The sequence below is a fragment of the Psychrobacter sp. Pi2-51 genome, assembly GCF_904846665.1.
In the GTDB taxonomy this organism is placed as follows: domain Bacteria; phylum Pseudomonadota; class Gammaproteobacteria; order Pseudomonadales; family Moraxellaceae; genus Psychrobacter; species Psychrobacter glaciei.
Window position 1 is genome coordinate 1 of sequence record NZ_CAJHBP010000039.1, and the last position, 19970, is coordinate 19970.

The following is a 19970-nucleotide window of genomic DNA, read 5'->3' on the forward strand; positions in this document are numbered from 1 at the left end:
GTTTTAAGTAATAGGAAAATAGGCAAAAAAACCGACGAATTTGAAATAATAATATGAGCTACCAACTGCTTTTAAAATTATTTAGTAGCTCAACCAGCTGTTGTCCGCTTACTTGATATTAATCCTCACTTTCATAGTCCGAATCAAGAGTCGACCTCTGGAAATCTTCAAAAGCACGATCAAAGATCTTTTGAATGTCTGCATCTGTCATTTTGGACAAAGCTGGTTTCATGTTTTCAGGCGCATTTTTTGTAGATAATTTGTCTTCATTTTCAGTAGCCATTATCGATACCTCTGTAAATACATCTCAAATCGTTGCTAGAAAGCCTAAAAAGCACCCTTATACGCATTCTATGCTCTGTTCTATACACTGATAGCTAAATATATTTTAAAGCGCTTAAAACAGCTAAAAATCGCCTTCTAGCATTTTACTAATTAGAAGACGATTCAGTTGTACAGATGAATAGGCTATTGCTAACAGTAACAGTTATTGCGCTGCTGATTTGTCATCAAACAATGAACCGTACTCACTGTCTTGATTGTCTTTATGCGAAGTAAAACTGCTTGATACCATCTTAGCCTCACCTTGCATCTTATGAGCAATTGACTTTAAAAACTCACGGTGCTTTTTCAAACGGACATATTTTTCATTATCGTGTGCGTCTAAAAAAATGGCTTGCAGTTCATGATTGTCATCATCGTCCAATGCGTTGGCCAACCACTCCCCCAATATTTTATGTGCTTCAAGCCTGTCCTGATCAATCTCTTTTTTAAGAGCCTGCAATTGCTTAATCTTATTTGCGAATAAATCATCTGATATTACTGACATTACTTCATCCTTTTTTAGCCAACTATGATAGAGTTGATCCTAGCAGTACATACACAGGTATGCAAGATAGTAAAATACACAAGACCACATCGTTTCGTGGGCGCAGTAGTATTTTAACCCTCTGTTAAGAGCGAACTTAGGAGTTAATGTAAAAAAGGCCCACAAGGGGCGCTATTTTTTTACATAAACTCCGTCGTTCGGCAGGGGGCGAACCCCCTACAACCCCCAAAAAATTATCTCTCAATGTTGGGTTTTTTTGCTATGAATAATAAAGGGTTTCATCTGTCAGTTAGCGCCGTTAGTAAGGCGAAAAATCATAGCGTGGTGGCAAAGTCGGCTTATAATTCTGGCTCAAAACTGGCTGATGAGCAGTCAGGAGTCGTCCACGATTACACCAGTAAAGCTAAAGACAAAATCTTAAATTTAGTGGACAGTGATGGTACTAAATACACGCAAGTTATTGAGAAAAATGTGATGCATACGGCGTTGATAACGCCAACTCTTGCTGGGGATCTAGCAGTGACACGTGAGGGTTTTTGGAATGATATCGAACGCATTGAGACTCGTAAAAACGCTCAATTGGGTACTGAGATTGATGTGATGTTTCCTGATGGGATCACCGCTGATCAGCGTATAGTTTTGGCCGAGCGCTACGCTCAAACCTTATCTGATCGCTATAACGTGCTTGTCGATGTAGCCATTCATCGGCCACACAGTCACGAGAAACATGTGGGGGAGGTTGAAGTGGTTGAGCTGACCAGTCGTAACTTTCATGCCCATATTTTACTCTCAAGCCGTGAGATAGTAGCGGATGTTGAGGGTTATGCTTTATCAGCACGCAAGAATTGGTTGCAGTGGTCAACGGAGGAGCGTTTATCTAAGGGGTTAAACGGGCGCGGCGATGAGCTTAAATATCAACGCACCCTTTGGGCGGATATGGCCAATGAGCTACTGCCTGAGAATAAAACCATTAGTGAGAAATCCTACCGTGAGCTGGGCATCAGTCGTTTACCAAAAATGAAACTGGGTAAGTCACTATATAAGGATATTCTCAAAGGCAATCGTTCAGTGATTCATGAGTACAACGAGACGATTGATGAGATCAATGCTTACATTGAAAAAAATGGTCTGGTAATTGAGTATGACGACAAGGGACGTATTGACCTAGAAAGCAATGAACAAGAGGTTAACGGCGTCACAATACATTATAAAAAGCGTAAACCCTTTGCGCGAATTGAGCTCAGTAATATCCGCTTTGTAGATCCTGCCGCTGAACTTGAACCCGCTATTCCTAAAAATAAGAGTCAGACGCATAGTGATGTGGCCAATGATCACGCACTTGATGAGCTTTTAGCAATCTCAGCCGACTTTGTGAGTCAAAAAAAGATGGTACGCAGCGCCTTATTTTCAACCATTGATGCGCTGCATGAAGAGTTAGCGCACCAGTCTAAACAGATTATTACCATTGATAAAAACATTAAGAGTACCCAGCGGTTCACCGAGGAGGTGGGGCAGGATTTTAGCGAGCCCCGCCAAAAAATGATTGAGCTTGCCCGGAAAATACATACGAAAGAGCAAAGTGAGGCACTAAAGACGGCTTTAGTGTTGGTTGATCAATTTAGACAAGATGACACCCTACAAACAGGCCGCGCTGTTAGCCGCCTTGAAGAGCAGCTGTCACAGATTGATAAAACGGTGCTGAACAATAAAGCAGTTTTAAAAAAGCTTATTCCCCTTAACAATCGAGTTATTGATGATCATAAGGCGCTTAAGGCCACCCTAAAACCGTTTGCCGCAACGCTGAATAAGCTGGCTACTGATTTTAAATCGCTTGATGAGATTGATGTTGAAAAAACTGAGCTGCAGCGGCACTGGCGCGAGGCGTTTGAGGATTTGCAGGCGATCGAGGTAACGAGCAACATTGACACCTATCATAAGTTCGCGGCACTGGCAGATCTTGATGTTGAGCGTTTTAAAGCGCTTGAGCAAGAGCGTGAGGCGCTGCGTGCTCTTAAAGCGGTAGAGATAGATGATACCGCTGAGGCACGTTTGAAGATGCTTGTATCTGATGTAAAGACATTTAAAACCGCCAATAATGAAGACATCAAACAATTAAAGCTGCAAATCAATACCAGTGAAAAAACCTATCAGCGCCTATCGCCGTTTTATGAGCAGCGTATTGCCCTTCTTGATCAAAGTGAAGCGGTGATTGTGCAAGATGATAACTTATACGATGAGATTACCCGTACCAAGACCACTCAATTGAACGCAGATCGGCTTGATGACTGGCGTACTCGTACCATGGCGCTCCAATACCAGCTCAACAAAGCGCGTGAGCAAGCCGAAACTGAGAACAAAGCTAGGCGTGAGCGAGAGGAAGCAGAGAAGCGGCGGCAAGAAAAACAACAAAAAGAGCAAGATGCTACTGCCCTTGCGCGTACCCGACAGGCAGAAGTCAAGGCGTATCAGAGCAGGTTTGATAATATGCTGGTACGGGTTAAAGACCGTATTGATAAGATCGACTTTAAAGCGATTGATACTACTGCCACTGTGATAGAGGCGGCTGAAAAGTTAGCTGCTGAGGCCCTCGTTTTAAAAACGCTTCAGCATACTGATAATGTCACCGCGTTGCAAAAGCGTTTGCGAGACACGGATGCAGAACGGGTGATGATAGACAGAGATACGTCGGTACAGACACTATTACAAGCGCTCGGCACGCTTTCTAGCGACCGTCATAAAATTGATACTATAAACGCGCTTAATGAGCGTTTTGAGCAGATTCCTGACATCCGCGTGGGCACGCAAAATTTAGCGCAAATCTTGGCCGCACAAGTGCTGGATATAGACAATGCTATTCAAGAAAAAGCGCGCCATTACTCGTCACCACGCCCATTTTAGTTGTGATGATTACAATAATGAGTACTTACTATGAATAAAAATGACCGCACTGAGCAAGACATACACGATCAACTTGTTAACCTAGTGACTTCATTGACTCCGGTCATTGGGGCCTTGCGTGAGCTGATTAAGCGAGCCGATGATGCGGTAGCGAGGCGGCTTGAGCGTTCGCTTAGCGGTATTGATAGCAAGGTGAATGAGGTGTCTTCTGCCATTGAAGAATTAGGTAGTAGCGCAAGCACGACTTCGCAGGCATTGAGTCAGTATCAAGAACTCGTGTTAAAGCAGCTACAAGCGGCAGTGACTGCTTTTACTGACAATGAGATGCCGCGTCGTTATGATGACAAAATAGCAGGCATCATCACCGATATGAAACAGCAGATTGATACGGCTGTAGAGTCGGTCGTTACTGCTAAAAACGACAGCATAGAGGTACAAGTGAGTATCATGCAAGCGGTGGCTGACAAGCTTGGCGCAAGCGCTGACAATCTAGCCCTATTCACCAATCAGTACCAAGCTGGTCATAAGCAGATTATTGAAGATATTGAGACCTTTGAGACCACCACCAAAACGCGGATTGAGCAGGTTGAGGGTAGAGCTAGTAAAGACTTGGACAAAATTCATAAGTCCATTGAGACTATGAGTATTAAAAGGATTGCAGCCGTTGTCGCAGCGGGTACGATGGCTGTGATAATAAGTTTGGTGGCCCTGGTATTTTGGTATGTGCCAAGCTTTGATGAGATTGCAGAGATGAGATACCAGCAAGCAGAGCTACAGCGCGGCATCGATGAGCTTGAAACGGGGTGGAAGCAGGCATTTGATAACGCTCAAAGTCAGCAGATTATTTTGGCTTGTGATGTTAATGAAGCGCAGCCTGATGCAATCAGCTGGTGCGTTAGAGCAGACAGCAAAAGTGTTTTGAGAGATGAGAGAGGCTTTGTTTATTATAAAATAGCTGGGGTGCCGCGTGCAGAGCCGACTGAGTAAAGGCATATGGTAACAGTAAGCCATATTGCCCAAAAGTGCGTCTTCTGAGACATATAAGACTGAAAAAAGCTTGTTTGATTGTCGTTATCTTTGTCTATATCAAGAAGCCAGATAATGACACTTTATCTGGCTTTAAGGATTATTGTTTCTTGTTAAACAAGAAGTCTGTAAATATAAGCTAAAGCCATTACGCTGCTTGGTCAGTGTGAGCTGTGACCAACTCTATAAAAGCAGTTTCAAGGGTGCTTAACGCATGATCGTCAACGATAAGACCGTCATCTAGCTGTCGTTGCACCCAGACATAAACCGCTTCATCATTATAAAGAATGGGGTCAACACCAAGTAGGGTTGCCAGCTGTAAGCCTTGCTGTATTTGTAAGCTTAATAACAGCTGAGAGGCTAACGTTTTAGTCTGTTCACTAAACCATGTGCAGCTATTGAGCCGAGATAGATTGTTATTCATTGGTATTCTCCTATAGACCATTATATGCGTATAATAAATAAAATGACTTACTACAGGTCAAATTATACCTATATTTTAATCTATTGCAAGAGAAAATAACCTTCTGTAGGTCTTTTTATTCGTTTAAAGACAATCACAGCTCATGACAACGTTATTTATGCTGGTGACTCACTGCTGTCCTCATTTATGATTTCGTATAAATCACCAACATTGATTCTAAGATAAGTACATAAAGACTCGATGACATCTAGATCAACACGGGTGGCTTCTTCATGATACATGCGAGTAATGGTGCCACGATTGATGCCAGTATCTCTTGAGATATCGGCAATTTTAAGGCGTCTTTCACCCATGATGGTCGATAAGTGACACTTCACCATAGTGGTTCCCTCATTCATATTAGTGGTTTTTGATTGGTGAGCGGATTATAACGAATATGAGCGGCTAAAGTATTGCTTTTAGTAGCTCATATTGATACTTGATAGCTACACTTTATATGTTAGCAGTCAGTTTACTGGGGCATCTCAGTCTTTGATAAATTTATGCATTTTTATGAATATTATTCACATAGAAATTCAGTCGATATCAAAGATATAGTTATTTTTTAAAAATGTTGCTATTCATCTAACTATTGAGTAAAGTCTTAATAATACTCAAATACTCAAATACTCAAATACTCAAATACTCAAATACTCAAATACTCAAATACTCAAACTTAGGATTGCTCTATGAAAGTCATTGCTGTGTTGAATCAAAAAGGAGGCAGTGGCAAGACAACTATTGCCACTCAATTAGCTCGTGGCTTGCAGCTGCAAGGACATAGTGTATTGCTAGTAGATAGTGATCAGCAGGGCAGTGCACGGGATTGGCGAGCTGTAGATGAAGATAATCCAGTACCAGTGATAGGTCTCGATAGACCTACGCTTGATAAAGATCTAAAAAACGTCTCTGATAAAGAGTATGTGGTGATTGATGGTTCACCACAAGCAACTAGTTTGGCTTTATCTGCAATTAAGGCGGCTGATTTTGTATTAATTCCTGTACAGCCTAGCCCATACGATGTCTGGGCGACTAGCGATTTAGTAGACTTAGTAAAGCAGCGTATAGAGATGACTGACGGTAAACTAAAAGCAGCCTTTGTAGTGTCTAGGGCAATTCAGAATACTAATATTGGTAAGGATGTGGCTTCAGTTTTACTAGAGTACGGTCTACCTGTGTTAGATAGTAGAATTATGCAACGTGTAAGTTATCCAAATAGCGCAGCATTAGGCAAGACCGTGTTTGATACTGAGTCAGTGAATAGTAATGCGGTACAAGAAATGACAGCATTGGTTAATGAAATTAAAACATTCTTTGATAAGGAGTAAATGATGAGCTTAGCAGCAGGTCGTCCCAGCAAGAAGGTAAAAGATGAGTTATCTTTGTCAGACGTGACCGATAGTCCTCAAAAAACGGCACGAGTAAACTTTAATATTGACAAAGATAAGTATATTGCATTCAAAAAGTTTGCGCTTGATAACCGAAAGACAGTGACTGAGCTATTAACTGAAATGATTGAAGAAAAGTTGGTTGAGCGATAGGCATAAAAAATCCGATTTTTTATGCCTATAAAAAGGATATGTATAAAAAACTCAAAAAACTATACATATTATCGGATTTTAGGGCTGATTTTTGACAACTTCCATTCAGCCAGAATTTTTCATAGTGACAGACTAATAACGAGTATTGTTACCCTTGATTTGTTACTGTTAATCTATACGTAGTTGCGCTATCTATGCGCTATTTAGAAACTATCTTTTACTGCCTAACCTGTAGAAAGATTGTACTTCTTACAGGTTAGATTTGTTTTAGTCCGATATTTCTACAGGTTAGCTTTATAAATACCTATTAAAACAACTGGCTAACTGAATTCAAACTTTAACTAATACTGCCCCTCAGAACATAGAGAACAAAAAAACATGGCTAAAACACCTGCAAATAAGAACGACACTATAAAAGACGGTCGCTTTGAAGAAGCCCTTTGGGATGCTGCCAACAAGCTACGAGGTAGTGTTGAATCCTCAGAATATAAGCATATCGTCCTTAGCCTGATTTTCTTAAAATTCATCAGTGATACTTTTGAGCAGCAGCGCCAAAAGCTTATTGATACGGGCTATGAAAAGCATATCGACATGGTGCAAGCCTATACCAAAGACAACGTATTCTATTTACCGGAGGAGAGTCGTTGGAGTTTTATCCAGCAGAATGCTAAGCAAGAAGACATCGCGCTTAAAATCGATACGGCGCTCAGTACCATTGAAAAGACCAATCAATCATTGAAAGGTGCATTGCCTGATAACTACTTCTCACGTCTTGGCTTAACGGCCAGTAAGCTTGCCGCCTTGATTGATGTGGTCAATAACATCGACACTATTGGTAATCCAGAAGAAGACACGGTAGGGCGCGTGTACGAATATTTCTTGGGTAAGTTTGCCGCGACTGAAGGCAAGGGTGGCGGTGAGTTCTATACGCCTAAATCGGTGGTCAATCTGATTGCAGAAATGGTTGAGCCGTATCAAGGCAAAATCTATGATCCCTGCTGCGGTTCGGGCGGTATGTTCGTCCAGTCCATCAAGTTCATCGAGAGTCACCACGGTAATACCAAAGACGTGTCTATCTATGGGCAGGAGTACACCAGCACGACCTACAAGCTCGCTAAGATGAACCTTGCCATTCGTGGTATCTCTAGCAACTTGGGTGATGTGGCTGCCGATACGTTCTTTAAAGATCAGCACGAAGACCTAAAAGCAGACTTCATCATGGCAAACCCACCTTTTAACCAAAAGGATTGGCGCGGACCTGATGAGCTGGTCGATGACCCCCGCTGGGCAGGGTATCCGACACCGCCGACGGGCAATGCCAACTATGCGTGGATATTACACATGATATCCAAGCTCTCTGAGCATGGTACAGCAGGTTTCGTATTGGCCAATGGTTCGATGTCTACTACTACCAGTGGTGAAGGTGATATACGCGAGCAAATCATCAAAAACGATCTGGTCGATTGTATGATTGCGCTACCGGGTCAGTTGTTTTATACCACGCAGATTCCAGTGTGCTTATGGTTTATCAGTAAAGACAAAGCCGCCAAGTCTGCTGATAGTAAAGCTCGCGGTTTACGTAATCGTAGCGGTGAAACGCTATTCATTGATGCCCGTAATATCGGTGCGATGATTGATAGGACGCATAAAGAGTTCTCTACTGATGATATTGAGGCGATTGCTAAGACGTATCATGCATGGCGCGGTGAGGCGGAAGCTGGCGGTTATGAAGCCTATAGCGATGAGGCAGGCTACTGTAAATCAGCAAGCCTAGCGGATATCGAAGCTAATGACTATGTGCTCACGCCTGGGCGTTATGTCGGTGCTGCTGCAATTGAGGATGACGGAATCCTGTTTGAGACAAAAATGTTAGAACTCAGCCAAACGCTGTATGCACAGATGCAAGAATCTGAAAAGCTAGACGCAACCATTCGCCAGAACTTGGAGGTGTTGGGTTATGGCGAGTGATTGGGTAAAAACAACTCTTGGAGAAATAGTAAAGCTAGGCAATGGAATAATTCAGACAGGACCATTTGGTAGCCAATTACATGCCTCTGATTATGTTGATGAGGGGATTCCAGTAATCATGCCTCTTAATATTATCAATAATAAAATAGATTTATCTGGTATAGCTAGAATAACTAAGGAAGATGCAGAAAGACTATCAAAGCATTTAGTGAAAAAGAACGATATCGTATACAGTCGCCGAGGTGACGTAACTAGAAAAGCGTTGATTACTGAACTTGAAGAAGGAATGTTTTGTGGTACTGGATGCTTACTTGTAAGACCTGGTAATAGCATAGATGCTCGTTTCTTGACCTATCACTTAAGTTCGCCTATAAATCAAGAGTGGATAATCAGACACGCTGTTGGCGCTACTATGCCTAATCTTAATACAGGAATACTCAAGCGCGTTCCTTTGAACATACCAAGTTTGGATACTCAAAAAGCCATTGCCCATATCCTTGGCTCATTAGACGACAAAATCGAGCTAAACCGCCAAATGAACGAAACGCTAGAAGCGATGGCGCAGGCGTTGTTTAAAAGCTGGTTTGTTGACTTTGATCCCGTGATTGATAATGCGCTCGCAGCTGGTAATGCCATTCCTGATGAATTTATCGAACGTGCTGAGCAACGTAAAGGCATTGAGAAAAAAGACAATTCAGATATTCAGGCATTATTCCCTGATGAGTTTGAGTTTACGGAAGAGATGGGATGGATTCCGAAGGGGTGGAAAGTAACACCACTTGCATCATTAATAAAATTAACTGGAGGTGGTACGCCAAAGACATCAATTCCTGAATATTGGAATGGTAATATTCCTTGGTTCTCGGTTGTAGATGCTCCGTCCTCATCTGATGTTTTTGTTCTCGATACTGAAAAATACGTTACCAGTTTAGGTGTAGAGAACTCCTCAACTAAAATTTTATCTGTTGGGACAACAATCATTAGTGCACGAGGAACAGTTGGTAAATGTGCCATGGTTTCTCGTCCAATGGCTATGAATCAATCATGCTATGGAGTTTCAGGGAATGAAGGTATTTCTAATACTTTCGTTTACTACTCTGTGTTTCTAAGCGTATCAGAGCTTCAGAGTAAAGGGCATGGATCTGTGTTCAATACCATTACTGGAGATACATTTAAATCTATTAATGTAGCATTTGGAGGTGGACGTTTGACAAGGAAGTTTGACGATCTAGTGAATCCTTATTTTGAGAAGATTTTAGGAAACAGCCTTCAAGCAAAAACTCTATCGAAACTTCGCGACACCCTTTTACCTAAGTTAATGTCAGGTGAATTGCGTATTTCTGATGCAGCTGAACTGGTGGATAAAGCTGTATAGCTTTTGATAGTAAACGTGTATCCCAAAAAAATGATTATTAATGGAGTTCAAGATGAAGAAGCTTTTACTTAGTTTGGCGCTTAGTTTAGGTGCTTTATCAGTAACTCCTGCAATGGCTGCCGCTCCTGCTTTCTCTGCCAGTCAAATGGCTCAGGTCAAAATCAAGGACTTGAGCTTTAAAGAAGTCATGCGTGAGTTCTATAGTGGTCGTATGGGTTATGAGTTTATTGATGATGAATATATTGAGTCGATGCCAAATATTGGTTTAGACAGTATTGATAGCGATGGAGAGAGAACAGTTGCTCTAATGCATCCGGTATTGCCTTATAAAAATGTAGCAGGTGAGCCACGTTATTTGGCCATCATCGAAAAAGTGCAAGTCAATAATGGTTCATTGGTTTCTTGCCATGTTTGTGGTGCAACAGCTGATTTATACAGTTTTCAAAAGCTAAGTAACGGCCAGTTTCAATTGGTAAGTAAAACACCAAAGGACGTGGAGTTTTCTACTAGCTGGGGGCGAGTTGGACTTTATGCCGAAGATATTCAGAACGGTCTACAGCCGTTGGGGAAAAACCTAATGGGCAGTATATTTATGAATGGTTATACCTCTACTGGGACAACGGATACCTGGTGGGATGTCCTATATTTATCTGAAAATGCATTTATTGATGTATATACATTGGGTGATGCTGGTTCAAGTAATGCTGGGAATTATGAGGAAGACTCACCTCTGTACTACAGCTATGATGTCACTTTTAAAGTTATGCCTGAAAACACTACTTATTATCCTATTAAATTGACTTATAAAGGCGATAAACCTACTGACGACTATGAGCGTATCAATAGTGTCAATTACAGCAAGATTGTGAAGTTCAATCCGGTGAAAAAGGCTTATGAATAACTTAGCTTTGGTTTAGCCGTGAACTGGCGTATTAATCGTTGATAAAGATAATATAGAATAATAAAAAGGACTTACCATTGAAATTCACCGAAGACAGACTTGAGCAAGCCATTATCGAGCTACTAGCAGCTGAGGGCTATCCACATACGCTAGGCGAAGCACTCGACCGTAATCCTGACGATGTGCTGATTAAGTCTGATCTTCGACAGTTTCTAGCCACCCGTTATAAAGATGACTTGATCACAGAATATGAGATTGAGTCCATCATTCATAAGCTTGAGTACCTTCCTGCGTCTGATCTGTACGACACCAACAAAGCCATCATGAAGTTTGTCGCTGACGGGTTTTTCTTGAAGCGTGAGGACTATACCCAAAAAGACCTATACATCCAGCTAATTGATTATGAAGTACTCGATAACAATCGCTATCGCATCGTCAATCAGATGGAGATACAAGGCTTTGAGCTGCGTATTCCTGATGGTATTCTCTATATCAATGGCTTGCCACTGGTAGTGTTTGAGTTTAAGAGTAGCATCCGTGAAGATGCTACTATGTTTGATGCCTACACCCAGCTGACCACTCGCTATAAGCGCGATATTCCAGAGCTGTTTAAATACAATGCCCTATGTGTCATCAGCGATGGGGTTAACTCAAAGATGGGCTCGTTCTTTGCGCCTTATGAGTTCTATTACTCTTGGCGCAAAGTGACGGGCGATGAAAAGCTTGAGAAAGACGGTATCCATTCCTTACTAACCATGATTAGCGGATTATTTGATAAAGAACGTTTGGTTGATGTCATTCGAAATTTTATCTATGTGCCTGACAAATCAAGCAAGGAAGAAAAAATCGTTTGTCGCTATCCGCAGTATTATGCAGCCACCAAACTGTTTGACAATATTAAGCGCCATATGAAAGTGCTGGATACAAACGGCAAGTTTGATGAGAGCGATGCTTTACGAGACGGAAAGGGTGGTACGTACTTTGGCGCCACTGGCTGTGGTAAGAGCTTTACCATGCTGTTTCTAGCACGTCTGCTGATGCGCGATGTGGAGCTTGGCAGTCCCACCATTATCTTAATCACCGATCGCACCGACTTAGACGGTCAGCTGTCTGAAACCTTTACCAATGCTAAGACCTATATCGGCGATGACAATATCATCAGTGTCGAAAGTCGAGCGCATCTACGCGAACAGTTAAAAGGTCGCAGAAGTGGCGGTGTGTTTTTGACCACCATCCATAAGTTCACTGAAGATTTAGCGTTGCTGACTGAGCGTACCAACGTCATTTGTATCTCAGATGAAGCACACCGTAGCCAGATTAATCTTCAGCAGAAGATTACCGTCACTGAAGACGGTGTCAAGAAGAGCTACGGCTTCGCTAAGTACCTGCATGATTCATTGCCCAATGCCACTTACGTTGGCTTCACAGGTACGCCGATTGATGCCACCCTTGATGTCTTCGGTCCAGTCATTGATAGCTATACCATGGTTGAGTCAGTATTCGATGAAATCACGGTGCGTATTGTCTATGAAGGTCGCGCTGCCAAGGTGCTACTCGATAGCAAGCAGCTTGACGAAGTAGAGAAATACTATCAAGAAAGCGCGGATGCTGGCACCAATGAGTATCAGATAGAGAAAAGCAAAAAAGCCATGGCGAGTATGTCCACCATACTTGGTGACCCTGACCGCATCCGTGCCATTGCTGAAGACTTTGTGACACATTATGAAGCGCGAGTAGAAGAGGGCACGACGCGAAAAGGTAAGGCGATGTTTGTCTGTAGCAGCCGGGAAGCTGCCTATCAGTTATATAAAGACATTATAGAGCTGCGTCCTGAATGGAACGAAGTAAAAGCATGTGAGGAAGGCTCAACCTTGTCAGAGAGTGATAAGAAAAATGTCATGCCCATGGAGCGCGTCAAGATGATCATGACTCGTAACAAGGATGATGAAAAAGGCATGTGGGACAATCTGGGTAATAAAGACTACCGCAAAGAGCTTGATCGTCAGTTTAAGAACGGCAAATCTAACTTTAAGATCGCCATCGTCGTCGACATGTGGCTCACAGGCTTTGACGTACCCTTTCTCGATACCATCTACATTGATAAACCCCTACAAAAGCACAGCCTGATTCAGACCATCTCACGGGTCAATCGTAAGTTTGAAGGCAAGGAAAGCGGCTTAGTCGTTGATTACATCGGCATCAAAAAGCAAATGAATCTAGCGCTCTCGCATTACACCAGCGGTCAGGTTCAAAACCTAGACGATATCCAAAAGTCAGTCGTGGTGGTCAAAGACCATTTGGATCTACTAGATACCGTCTATCATAAGTTTGACTCTAACCTATACTTTAACGGCACGCCACTAGATCAGCTCAATTGCTTGAACGCGGCGGCTGACTTTGCGTTGCAATCTAAGAAGTTAGAAAAACGCTTTATGGACTTGGCCAAGTGTCTGAAGTCTGCCTATGATATTTGTGTGGGTAGTGAAGCACTCACAAAGGCGCACAAAGATAAGATTCATTACTACCTAGCCATTCGTACCATTATCTTTAAAATCACTACTGGCGGTGCACCTGACGTTGAGCAGATGAACCAAAAGGTACGTGACCTTGTCAAAGACGCGCTGATGAGTGATGGCGTTGAAGAGATCTTTAAGCTGGGTGATAACACTGACGGTGAAATTGATATCTTCGATGAAGACTACTTAGCCAAGCTTGAAGTGATCAAGCAGCCAAATACCAAGCTAGAGCTACTACAGCAGCTACTCGCTAAAGCCATTGGTGAGCTTAAAAAGACCAACAAGGTGAAGGGCGTTGATTTCAGTAAGAAGATGAATGCTTTGGTTGAGAAGTATAACGACCGTGACGAACAAGACATACTGCGCGCTGAAGTCATTGGTGATTTCTCTGATGAGATCATCAAGCTGTATAACGAGCTACGGGTTGAGATGGCGTCGTTTGGTGAGATGGGTATCGACTTTGAAGAAAAAGCGTTTTATGACATTCTGCTATCATTGGCGCATAAGTACGATTTCACTTATCCAGAGGACAAGCTGATTGAGCTGTCTAAAGAAGTGAAAAAGCTCATCGATGAGAAGGCTAAATACACTGACTGGAACAAGCGTGATGACATCAAAGCTGAGCTACAGTTTGATTTGATGGTATTGCTCGATGAATGGGGCTATCCACCTGTAGATTCCAAAGAGGTCTACAAAGAGATATTTGAGCAGGCTGAGAACTTTAAGAGGCATCGGGTGGTTTAGTTATATTTACACGAATTTAGTATACTTTTATTTATCAAAATACACTAAGACCTTTCTATACGGATAGCGTTATGATCGAAAGTTTCCAAGTAAAAAATATTGCTACCTACAATGAGTCAGGCATTAGTTGTAATGATTTAGGTAAGATTAACTTTATATATGGAACCAATGGAAGTGGAAAAACCACTCTTTCTAATCTATTAAGAACTCGTTCTCCCAACTGTACAATAAGATGGTTGTCAGATAGACCCCTTGATATTCATGTTTATAATAAGGATTTTAAAGAGAAAAATATACTCAATAATGCCAGCTTGAACGGGGTGTTTACAATTGGTGAGGACGATATAGATAACGAAAAATTGATCTTAAAAAAACAAAATGAAGTTGAAGGTTTAGAAAAAGTAAGTTTCGGACTAGGAAAAAGCTTAGCAGATAAGAAAAAAGACTTACTAGATTTAAAGAAAGAGGTCGTTGATGCTGTCTGGTTTGATAGCGGAGAGTTGAGAAAAAATGCTTTAAAAAGCCCACTATCGGGATATCTTGGGAAGAAAGAGGATTTTTTTGCGAAAAGTTTGATCGAATTGGGTGGCACAGCAGCACTCCTAGATTTGAAGGAATTAGAAGAACAGTCAGAGACTCTTTATGGCAAGGCTCCTTCGTCTTTGCCAAAGATTATAAGCCCTTCATCAGGGCTAGATCAGGTAGAGAACAATGATATTTGGAAAGAGATCATTGTAGGAAAAGGTGACATTAACATATCAGCACTGATAGAAAGTTTGAATATCAGCTCTTGGGTACGTGAAGGATCGACCTATCTCCAAGATAATGTGGAAACATGTCCATTCTGTCAAAAGGACACAATAGACCATAATTTCAGAGAAGATATTCACAGTTATTTTGATAACAACTACACAATCAAAGAAAATCTATTAAAGTCTTTGCAAAATACATATACCAGCTACTCAGATAAGTTGCTCAATTCATTCCAACAGATAGCCGACGCTCACAAAGTTAAAACCTCCTATGCTTTCGATTCGGTTTCGTTTGAACGGTTTATGGCTCAACTTAGAACTAAAATCCAATTAAATATAAACCTTATAGCTAGCAAGTTAGAGAAACCTAACAGGGTTATCGACATAGATGTCACTATGACTGAAATCGGGCAACTACAGAAAATTATTAATGAAGCAAATAGCCTGATTGATAAACAAAATGCATTGGTTTCAAGATTAGGTGCTTCAAAAGCAGAACTAGTAAGAAATTCTTGGCGATACATAGCTGAACTAAATAAGGATAATCTAAAGAAATATAATAGGGAGAGTAAAAATGCTAATAGTGCTATTAGGAGTATTAATGAGCGTCTAGCGACGACGGAAGCTAACATTAAGAAAATAAATAGAGAGATAGCACAACTATCTCAGAAAAAGACGAATACTAAAAAAACAATTGATGATATAAACAGCTCTTTGAGTTACTTCGGGTTTACGGGATTTTCTATAGTGGAAAGTCCAGATAGTAACAAACACTATCAATTAAAGAGAAATGATGGTTCTATTGCTAATGAAACGTTGAGTGAAGGTGAAGTTTCTTTTATAACTTTTCTTTATTTTTATCATCTTTGCAAAGGTGGATCGACAGAAAGTACGATAAATTCAAACCGAGTGATCGTTATTGATGACCCTATATCAAGCTTAGATAGTAACATCCTATTTGTTGTTAGTAGCTTAGTAAAAGATATCATTTACGATATAAACAATGATAGCAACCACAAGATAAAACAACTAATAGTCCTGACTCATAATGTATATTTTCATAAAGAAATTTCCTATACAAGTAACAAACTAAAAGCCAGCTGTAGAGCTAACTTCTGGAATCTTAGAAAAGTTGGAAATGTTACGAGCATAAAAAACTATTATAATAAAAACCCTATAAAAAGCTCTTATGAGCTTTTATGGCAAGAGTTAAGAGAAGATTCAACGTCTCAAACAACACTTCAAAATTCTATGCGACGTATCATTGAAAATTATTTCAAGATCCTTGGAGGGATTGAGGATAATGACATTTTGGCATGCTTCTCATGTACTCACGAGCAATTGATTTGTAGATCTCTTATATGTTGGGTTAATGATGGATCTCACTGTATACCAGACGACTTGTACGTTGATGACCAAAGCTCAACTATAGATGAATACAAACGCATATTTAAAGATATCTTCAAGCATACTAACCATCTTGCACATTATGAAATGATGGTAAGAGAAAAATGAATTTGAGTATTTGAGTATTTGAGTATTTGAGTATCATTCCGTTTCTTTAGCTACAACAACTATCAGTTGACGCGAGCACTTAGCCGTAATTTGTATTTCAGAATAGCTATGCCCAAATTTTAGGAGACTAGCGATAATCTTACGCTTCCCGGTATCTTTCCTACGTCCTGAGTATTTACCCTCTGTTTTAACACGAGCAATACCTTGCATCTGACGGTTACGCCGATCTTTATAGTTCTTTCTAGCAATATCAACGAAAATATCAAGCACCATTGAGGTGATGGCTTGCAATACGCTAGTCATAAACTCAGTATTGTTTGCAGGCTACAAGGCCATATATGAAGTCGGCAGCTCTTTTGATACTACCGCTAGCTTTTTCTCAGACAGTATTTTTTTAAGATGTCCCAGTCATACTGATTTAAAAGTGCTAAGCGGTCTACCATTAGTCTATACCCAAAACATAAAACCTCTAAACGATAATCTATCTATCATTTGACTTATCTTAGCAATTAAACGATAGTAATATCCTGATATTATCAATGAACATTAATTATCAAGTCTAAGTAATAGAGGGGCGTTATGACCGTTCGTATTTATGTGAGAGCCAGCACTAAGGATCAAGACGCTACTAGAGCATTAGTAGATTTGGTTGCCTTCAGTAGCCGCTATGGTGATAGCTATGTTGATTACGTTGAGCACTTCAGTGGTACAAAGCTCGATAGACCAGTATTAGCTAAGTTGCTAAAGGACGCCGAGCAAGGCGATATTTTATTGGTTGAAAGCGTAGATAGATTAAGCAGACTATCTCAAGTTGATTTTTCGATTCTAAAGCAGCGTATCAAAGATAAGGGCTTACGATTGGTGGTGGCTGATCTACCAACCACACATACGATGAGTGACGGTATGACAGGTGAGATCCTAAAAGTGATTAACGATATGCTGATCGATTTATTAGCGACCATGGCAAAGCTTGATAATGACAAGCGTAGAGAGCGCATTAAACAAGGATTGGCCAACAGTGGCTATAAACCCACTGGTAAGAAAGCCAATACCGCAAAACACAATCGTATTAAAGAATTGGCCAGTCAAAACAATATGACAAAAGAAGAGATCGCTAAGGCGGTTGGTGTTGGCGTAGCTACTGTTTATCGTGTCTTAAAGCAGGTTAATAGTTGAGGTATTTTAAATATCGACCTATATTTTCTGTTTGTATTTTCAGACGCTAATGTTTGTAGGCAATTGATTCAACATGCTCTTTTGTCTTAATCTAAAGGTATCGCAATGTCATACGAAAATCGTTTTAATGCAATAATGCTTCATTATAATCATTATATTGCATTCATAATTGTTTTTGCGCAAAATGGCTTATCTATAATCGCTTGAGCCACTCATGATGAATACCCCTACCTCAGATCCTATTGGCGCAGCATGGCTTGTCCGCTATGCCAGTATTGAGCTGGTTTCCCCTTTATATGTCAGCAGCAGTATCGGTGGACGCAGACAAACCTATAAAGACGGTGACGTCATTCATAACGCTTATCAGGAAACCGCGCGTCCACTGGACACTATCATTGCGCACTTACAGTTTCACATGCGTCATGAAGTACTGAATTTAGAGTTACTGGTTCGTCTATTTGAGCAGGTAGGTGCTGATGACGTACAAGCATGGGTAAACGCTGAGCCGACAGGCAGCTATGCCCGTAGAATGGCTTTCTTATATGAATGGCTCATGGATAAGCGTTTAGAGGTACCAAGTAATATAGGTGGTAACTATGTGGATGCTTTAGATGCTAAGAAATTGGTTACTTCAAGTCCTTCGCAGGTCATCAAGAACGCTCGCTGGCGTATCAATGACAATCTAGCAGGAACCCGTCATTTCTGTCCGATGCTGGTGAAAACAGAGGCCTTTACGCAAGCAGCTACACTTGATATTGCCACGATGGTTGACAAACTTAACGATGAATTTGGGCAAGACTTACTGATGCGCGCCTCCGTATGGATGACACTAAGAGAGAGTAAAGCCAGCTTTACTATAGAAGGTGAGGGAAAAGAGTTAAAACGTATTGAACGTTTTGCCGATGTGATGGCGCGGCGTACCGGCACCGGTAACATTCCGCTTGATCCTGAATCACTAGCCGAGCTGCAACAAGAGATACTCGGTAGTAAAACGGTTATCCAGCAGTATGGTGTCCGTCAATCACCAGTTTTTGTCTCGCATACTCAGGTCAATGGCTTTAAAGAAATTGTGCACTATATCGCGCCACCAGCTGATGACATTGCTAATAAGCTAGAAGGGTTACAGGTATTTATGGAAAAGACTGAGGGACAATCAGCACTGATGCGTAGTGCTGTTGTCTCCTTTTCCTTTGTGTATATTCATCCGCTAGCGGATGGCAATGGCCGTGTACATCGCTTCTTAATTAATGATGTCCTCAGGCGAGACCAGGTCATTCATGAGCCGATTATCCTACCTATATCACAAGCCATTGCTGAACACCCCTCAGACCGTCATGCCTATGATAAGATTTTAGACCGTGTCTCTGTGCCGCTTATGAAGCAAATCCGTGATCATTACAGCTTTGATAAACAGGCGGTTACTTACCCCGATGGTATTCGCTCAAACTTAAATTTTGAAAACACTCACCTCATTCAACCTGCATGGTGCTTTATGGAACTAACGCCTCACGTTCAGTATTTATCAAGACTAATTGCTCATGTTATTGAAAAAGAGATGCATAACGAGTCACAGTACCTAAGAAAGCATGACCATGCACGACTGGCGATAAAAGAGGTTGTTGAGATGCCCAACAGCTATGCCGATAGAATCATTCGCAGCATGCTACAGAATAAGGGTGCTAAAAGTAATAAGCTATTGAAGGATTATCCATTTTTAACAAATGATGAGGTTTGGGACGATATTTTCTCTGTGGTTGTAGAAACCTTTAAAGATGAAGCAGATGGTTTGAATAGTTAGAACAAACCCTGCTATACGCAGGAAAGTCTGCCTTGACAATCAAGCTCAAGTTAGTATCAGTATCATCGTTGCGATAATGATTCGTTTATAAAAGATTCGGCTAAAATACTGTAACCTGAAACGTAATCAATATTTTTCTTGATCCTATTTAAGCTAATAAACTACTAAAAATAGAATATGTTAAAGGAACTTTGATAACAGCCCACTTTTATTTGACAAGGATTATTACAGATCCTCAAAATAATTTTGAGTATTTGAGTATTTGAGTATTTGAGTATTTGAGTATTTGAGTATTTGAGTATTTGAGTATTTGAGTATTTGAGTATTTGAGTATTTGAGTATTTGAGTATTTGAGTATTTGAGTATTTGAGTATTTGAGTGTTTGAGTGTTTGAGTGTTTGAGTGTTTGAGTGTTTGAGTGTTTGAGTGTTTGAGTGTTTGAGTGTTTGAGTGTTTGAGTGTTTGAGT

At 40.9% G+C, this 19970-nt stretch carries 16 protein-coding genes; 11 read left to right on the forward strand and 5 right to left on the reverse strand.

Annotated elements, in window-relative coordinates; translation table 11 throughout:
• Nucleotides 1–118: 118 nt before the first annotated feature.
• Both JMY08_RS13340 and JMY08_RS13345 read right to left on the reverse strand, forming a co-directional pair.
• On the reverse strand, nucleotides 119–283 hold the full coding sequence (locus JMY08_RS13340; RefSeq protein ID WP_201593689.1) for a hypothetical protein: 165 nt from the start codon (nucleotides 281–283) through the stop codon (nucleotides 119–121).
• Between the two features lie 204 nt (nucleotides 284–487).
• A complete protein-coding gene (locus JMY08_RS13345; protein ID WP_201569633.1) occupies nucleotides 488–829 on the reverse strand; it encodes a hypothetical protein in 342 nt (113 codons plus the stop codon).
• Nucleotides 830–1090: 261 nt separating this feature from the next.
• On the opposite strand from JMY08_RS13345, the gene JMY08_RS13350 reads away from it, so the two are divergent.
• Both JMY08_RS13350 and JMY08_RS13355 read left to right on the forward strand, forming a co-directional pair.
• Nucleotides 1091–3727, forward strand: a complete 2637-nt coding sequence (locus JMY08_RS13350) for a MobA/MobL family protein (RefSeq protein WP_201593690.1) — start codon at nucleotides 1091–1093, stop codon at nucleotides 3725–3727.
• Between the two features lie 30 nt (nucleotides 3728–3757).
• Entirely contained in the window at nucleotides 3758–4714 is a 957-nt protein-coding gene (locus tag JMY08_RS13355; protein ID WP_201593691.1) for a hypothetical protein, read from the forward strand.
• A gap of 187 nt (nucleotides 4715–4901) precedes the next feature.
• Here the strand turns inward: JMY08_RS13355 and JMY08_RS13360 are convergent, their stop codons facing one another.
• Both JMY08_RS13360 and JMY08_RS13365 read right to left on the reverse strand, forming a co-directional pair.
• Nucleotides 4902–5177, reverse strand: a complete 276-nt coding sequence (locus tag JMY08_RS13360; protein ID WP_057758781.1) for a hypothetical protein — start codon at nucleotides 5175–5177, stop codon at nucleotides 4902–4904.
• A gap of 155 nt (nucleotides 5178–5332) precedes the next feature.
• Nucleotides 5333–5557 (reverse strand): helix-turn-helix domain-containing protein, encoded by a 225-nt coding sequence (locus JMY08_RS13365; RefSeq protein WP_057758779.1) that lies wholly within the window; start codon nucleotides 5555–5557, stop codon nucleotides 5333–5335.
• A 348-nt stretch (nucleotides 5558–5905) separates the two neighbouring features.
• Between JMY08_RS13365 and parA the strand changes: the two genes are divergently transcribed.
• The 7 genes from parA (at nucleotide 5906) to JMY08_RS13400 (ending at nucleotide 16528) form a co-directional block, all read left to right on the forward strand.
• Nucleotides 5906–6544, forward strand: a complete 639-nt coding sequence (parA, locus tag JMY08_RS13370; RefSeq protein ID WP_057758778.1) for a ParA family partition ATPase — start codon at nucleotides 5906–5908, stop codon at nucleotides 6542–6544.
• 3 nt (nucleotides 6545–6547) lie between these two features.
• A complete protein-coding gene (locus JMY08_RS13375) occupies nucleotides 6548–6757 on the forward strand; it encodes a hypothetical protein (protein WP_057758776.1) in 210 nt (69 codons plus the stop codon).
• Between the two features lie 378 nt (nucleotides 6758–7135).
• Nucleotides 7136–8725, forward strand: a complete 1590-nt coding sequence (locus tag JMY08_RS13380) for a type I restriction-modification system subunit M (RefSeq protein WP_201593692.1) — start codon at nucleotides 7136–7138, stop codon at nucleotides 8723–8725.
• Nucleotides 8715–10100: a restriction endonuclease subunit S gene (locus tag JMY08_RS13385; protein ID WP_201593693.1), complete on the forward strand. Its 1386-nt coding sequence runs from the start codon at nucleotides 8715–8717 to the stop codon at nucleotides 10098–10100. The genes JMY08_RS13380 and JMY08_RS13385 overlap by 11 nt, the downstream gene beginning before the upstream one ends.
• 52 nt (nucleotides 10101–10152) lie before the next feature.
• Nucleotides 10153–11001: a hypothetical protein gene (locus tag JMY08_RS13390; protein ID WP_201593694.1), complete on the forward strand. Its 849-nt coding sequence runs from the start codon at nucleotides 10153–10155 to the stop codon at nucleotides 10999–11001.
• Nucleotides 11002–11078: 77 nt separating this feature from the next.
• Nucleotides 11079–14261, forward strand: a complete 3183-nt coding sequence (locus JMY08_RS13395; protein ID WP_201593695.1) for a type I restriction endonuclease subunit R — start codon at nucleotides 11079–11081, stop codon at nucleotides 14259–14261.
• Between the two features lie 71 nt (nucleotides 14262–14332).
• On the forward strand, nucleotides 14333–16528 hold the full coding sequence (locus JMY08_RS13400; RefSeq protein ID WP_201593696.1) for an AAA family ATPase: 2196 nt from the start codon (nucleotides 14333–14335) through the stop codon (nucleotides 16526–16528).
• A gap of 33 nt (nucleotides 16529–16561) precedes the next feature.
• Here JMY08_RS13400 and JMY08_RS13405 read toward each other — a convergent pair whose 3' ends face one another.
• Complete coding sequence (locus JMY08_RS13405; protein ID WP_201593697.1) at nucleotides 16562–16819, reverse strand: hypothetical protein; 258 nt, start codon at nucleotides 16817–16819, stop codon at nucleotides 16562–16564.
• Between the two features lie 288 nt (nucleotides 16820–17107).
• Between JMY08_RS13405 and JMY08_RS13410 the strand changes: the two genes are divergently transcribed.
• Both JMY08_RS13410 and JMY08_RS13415 read left to right on the forward strand, forming a co-directional pair.
• Nucleotides 17108–17704, forward strand: a complete 597-nt coding sequence (locus JMY08_RS13410) for a recombinase family protein (RefSeq protein WP_057758764.1) — start codon at nucleotides 17108–17110, stop codon at nucleotides 17702–17704.
• A gap of 214 nt (nucleotides 17705–17918) precedes the next feature.
• On the forward strand, nucleotides 17919–19502 hold the full coding sequence (locus JMY08_RS13415) for a Fic family protein (protein WP_082624557.1): 1584 nt from the start codon (nucleotides 17919–17921) through the stop codon (nucleotides 19500–19502).
• Nucleotides 19503–19970 lie beyond the last annotated feature (468 nt).

Excerpts from the sequence above, each read along its gene's own strand:
- JMY08_RS13400 (WP_201593696.1), top strand. The coding sequence starts at position 14,333 with ATGATCGAAAGTTTCCAAGTAAAAAATATTGCTACCTACAATGAGTCA.
- JMY08_RS13410 (WP_057758764.1), top strand. The coding sequence starts at position 17,108 with ATGACCGTTCGTATTTATGTGAGAGCCAGCACTAAGGATCAAGACGCT.
- JMY08_RS13365 (WP_057758779.1), bottom strand. The coding sequence starts at position 5,557 with ATGGTGAAGTGTCACTTATCGACCATCATGGGTGAAAGACGCCTTAAA.
- JMY08_RS13345 (WP_201569633.1), bottom strand. The coding sequence starts at position 829 with ATGTCAGTAATATCAGATGATTTATTCGCAAATAAGATTAAGCAATTG.
- JMY08_RS13380 (WP_201593692.1), top strand. The coding sequence starts at position 7,136 with ATGGCTAAAACACCTGCAAATAAGAACGACACTATAAAAGACGGTCGC.
- JMY08_RS13355 (WP_201593691.1), top strand. The coding sequence starts at position 3,758 with ATGAATAAAAATGACCGCACTGAGCAAGACATACACGATCAACTTGTT.
- JMY08_RS13385 (WP_201593693.1), top strand. The coding sequence starts at position 8,715 with ATGGCGAGTGATTGGGTAAAAACAACTCTTGGAGAAATAGTAAAGCTA.
- JMY08_RS13415 (WP_082624557.1), top strand. The coding sequence starts at position 17,919 with ATGATGAATACCCCTACCTCAGATCCTATTGGCGCAGCATGGCTTGTC.
- JMY08_RS13340 (WP_201593689.1), bottom strand. The coding sequence starts at position 283 with ATGGCTACTGAAAATGAAGACAAATTATCTACAAAAAATGCGCCTGAA.
- JMY08_RS13375 (WP_057758776.1), top strand. The coding sequence starts at position 6,548 with ATGAGCTTAGCAGCAGGTCGTCCCAGCAAGAAGGTAAAAGATGAGTTA.
- parA (WP_057758778.1), top strand. The coding sequence starts at position 5,906 with ATGAAAGTCATTGCTGTGTTGAATCAAAAAGGAGGCAGTGGCAAGACA.
- JMY08_RS13350 (WP_201593690.1), top strand. The coding sequence starts at position 1,091 with ATGAATAATAAAGGGTTTCATCTGTCAGTTAGCGCCGTTAGTAAGGCG.
- JMY08_RS13390 (WP_201593694.1), top strand. The coding sequence starts at position 10,153 with ATGAAGAAGCTTTTACTTAGTTTGGCGCTTAGTTTAGGTGCTTTATCA.
- JMY08_RS13360 (WP_057758781.1), bottom strand. The coding sequence starts at position 5,177 with ATGAATAACAATCTATCTCGGCTCAATAGCTGCACATGGTTTAGTGAA.